Origin of the sequence: Phaeovulum sp. (genome assembly GCF_041596715.1) — a bacterium.
GTDB lineage: Bacteria > Pseudomonadota > Alphaproteobacteria > Rhodobacterales > Rhodobacteraceae > UBA6213.
On record NZ_JBFHIA010000321.1, the window covers coordinates 1 to 2,698 of the forward strand.

The window sequence follows — 2,698 nt, forward strand, 5'->3', positions numbered from 1 at the left end:
GACCTTCGAGTTTGTGCGCCCGCTTGGCCCGCACGCCCCCAGAACCCGCATTTCGTTTGAGCCGGTGGGCGTGGTGGGGCTGATTACGCCGTGGAACTGGCCGATGAACCAGATCGCGCTCAAGGTCGTTCCGGCCTTGCTCGCGGGGTGCACGATGGTGCTGAAACCTTCCGAAATCGCGCCGCTGTCGGCGCTACTATTTGCCGAAATCCTGCATGAGGCGGGCGTTCCGCCGGGTGTTTTCAACCTTGTGAACGGCGACGGGCTGGGCGTGGGCACGCAGCTTTCAACGCATCCCGATGTGGCGATGATTTCTTTCACCGGCTCCACCCGTGCGGGCATCGCCATCACCAAGGCCGCCGCCGACACCTTGAAGAAGGTGGCGCTGGAACTGGGCGGCAAGGGTGCCAATCTGGTCTTTGCCGATGCGGATGCCGAGGCGGTCAAGCGCGGCGTGCGCCACTGCTTCAACAACTCGGGCCAATCGTGCAATGCGCCAACGCGGATGCTGGTCGAACGCGCGGCCTATGCCGACGCGGTCGAGATCGCGCGGCAAGCCGCACTTGCCACCCGCGTAGGCTCGGCTCACGAGGCCGGACGCCACATCGGCCCGGTGGTCAGCGAGGCGCAATATACCAAGATTCAGGGCATGATCGAAAAAGGCGTAGCCGAGGGCGCACGCCTTGTGGCCGGTGGCCCCGGCCGCCCCGATGGGTTGAACCGTGGCTGGTTCGTGCGGCCCACGGTTTTTGCCGATGTGACGCCCGACATGACGATCGCGCGCGAGGAAATCTTTGGCCCGGTCCTGTCGATCATTCCCTTCGACACCGAGGAAGAGGCGCTTTCGATCGCCAACGATACGCCCTACGGGCTGACCAACTACGTGCAAACCACCGATGGTACCCGCGCCAACCGCCTTGCACGCAGCCTAAGGTCGGGCATGGTTGAAATGAACGGTATCAGCCGCGGCGCGGGCGCGTTTTTTGGTGGCGTCGGCGCATCTGGGCGCGCGCGCGAGGGCGGGCATTGGGGAATCGAAGAGTTTCTCGACAGCAAGACGATTTCGGGCTGGTTCCCGGACTGACAAGGGGCTTCGGGCTGGCCAACTTGCCGCCCTGAAGCCCGGCGTCGCCACCCTAGAACGGGCAGGGCGAAGAATAGCTTTGGGCCTTGCCGCCGTCGGGGTGGCGAAAGCGCAGCGATTCCGCGTGCAACATCAAGCGGGGAAAATCGAGCGCCGGGCCCGTAGCATAAAGCCTGTCGCCCAAGATCGGGTGCCCCAGTTCGGACATATGCACCCGCAACTGATGGCTGCGCCCGGTCAAAGGCATCAAGCGCACGCGCGTTGTTCCATCCGCCTCGTGGCGCACCACGCGCCAGTCGGTCTGTGCCGGACGGCCTACCTCGTGGTCCACGTGCTGGCGCGGCCGGTTTGGCCAATCGACACACAATGGCAGATCCACTCGCCCTTCGCGTGGGTTCAGCTGCCCCCAAAGCCGTGCGACATAGACCTTTTTCGTCACCCGCTCTTCAAACTGCCAGCCAAGGTGGCGCTGCGCCAGAGGTGTCAGCGCAAAAACCATAACACCGGAAGTATCAAGATCGAGCCGATGCACCAGCAACACCTCGGGGTAAACCGCCCGAAGCCGCGCGATCAGGCAATCGGCCAGATGTTCGCCCTTGCCCGGAACCGACAATAGGCCCGCAGGTTTGTTGACCACCAGCACCTGCGCGTCTGCATGTATGATCTGCAGTGGATCGTCGGGCGGGCTATAGACGAAATCGCTCATGAGAGCGCAAGCTTTGCCGCAAGCCCACCAAACAGCACCGCCGCCACCTTGTTGACCGCGCCCATGCGCGATACGAGCGAGCGCCCAATATATCCCGCAAGCAGGCCATAGCCCATCGTCACGATTGTGCCGGTAAAGGCGAAGATAGACCCGAGCGCAACGATCTGCATCCAGGTCGGGCCATAGTCCGGGTTGGTGAATTGCGGCAGGAAGGCGAGAATGAAAAGCACCGGCTTGGGGTTCAGCGCGTTGGAAACAAAACCGCGCGCCACCGCCTTCCACGGGTTCACGATGCCGCGGCTGTCGCCGCCACTGCTGCCCGCGCGCCATGCCTTCACCGCAAGCCACGCCAGATAGGCAGCCCCCGCCCAGCGGATGACTTCAAGCGTGCCGGGGTGCGCCGCCATCAGCGCCGAAAGGCCAAGCGCCGCCAGCGTGACGTGCCAGACAACGCCTATCCCCGCCCCCAGCCCAGCCATCGCACCAGCCCGCGGCCCGCCGTTGATACCGCAGGCCGTGGCGAAAAACATATCTTGCCCCGGTGCGAAATTGACCACCAGTCCGCCAAGGATGAAGCCCACCAGCGCCTCGGCTGGAAAAGCCGCATAGATCTGCCACATCTGTTAATCTCCGCCGTCCGCCGTGCTTTATGAGGGCACGGCCCCGGTGCCGCAAGCGATCAAATTGCGCCGAAAACCTCGGTAAGGATGGCCTGCAATGCCGCGGTATCGGCATCATCGAAAGCCGCCGGGGTGTTGCTGTCGATGTCAAGCACGCCGATCAGCCTTCCACCAAGGCCGTGCACCGGCAGCACCAACTCGGATCGGGTGGTGGAAGAGCAGGCGATGTGGTCGGCGAAAGCCGCAACATCAGGCACGTTCATCGGCTTGCCGCTGCGCGCCACCGCA

At 63.9% G+C, this 2,698-nt stretch carries 4 protein-coding genes; 1 reads left to right on the top strand and 3 read right to left on the bottom strand.

Annotated elements, in window-relative coordinates; genetic code table 11:
• Positions 1-1,084 (top strand): aldehyde dehydrogenase family protein (locus ABY403_RS15345; protein ID WP_372841689.1); only part of this gene is annotated, 1,084 nt, incomplete at its 5' end.
• A gap of 52 nt (positions 1,085-1,136) precedes the next feature.
• On the opposite strand, the gene ABY403_RS15350 is transcribed toward ABY403_RS15345, so the two are convergent.
• The 3 genes from ABY403_RS15350 to ABY403_RS15360 form a co-directional block, all read right to left on the bottom strand.
• Positions 1,137-1,790 (bottom strand): pseudouridine synthase, encoded by a 654-nt coding sequence (locus tag ABY403_RS15350; protein WP_372841690.1) that lies wholly within the window; start codon positions 1,788-1,790, stop codon positions 1,137-1,139.
• Positions 1,787-2,410, bottom strand: a complete 624-nt coding sequence (locus tag ABY403_RS15355) for a LysE family translocator (RefSeq protein ID WP_372841691.1) — start codon at positions 2,408-2,410, stop codon at positions 1,787-1,789. Before ABY403_RS15355 ends, ABY403_RS15350 begins: the two co-directional genes overlap by 4 nt.
• 59 nt (positions 2,411-2,469) lie before the next feature.
• Positions 2,470-2,698, bottom strand: a 229-nt coding sequence (locus ABY403_RS15360) for a GAF domain-containing protein (protein WP_372841692.1), incomplete at its 5' end; no start/stop codon positions are given.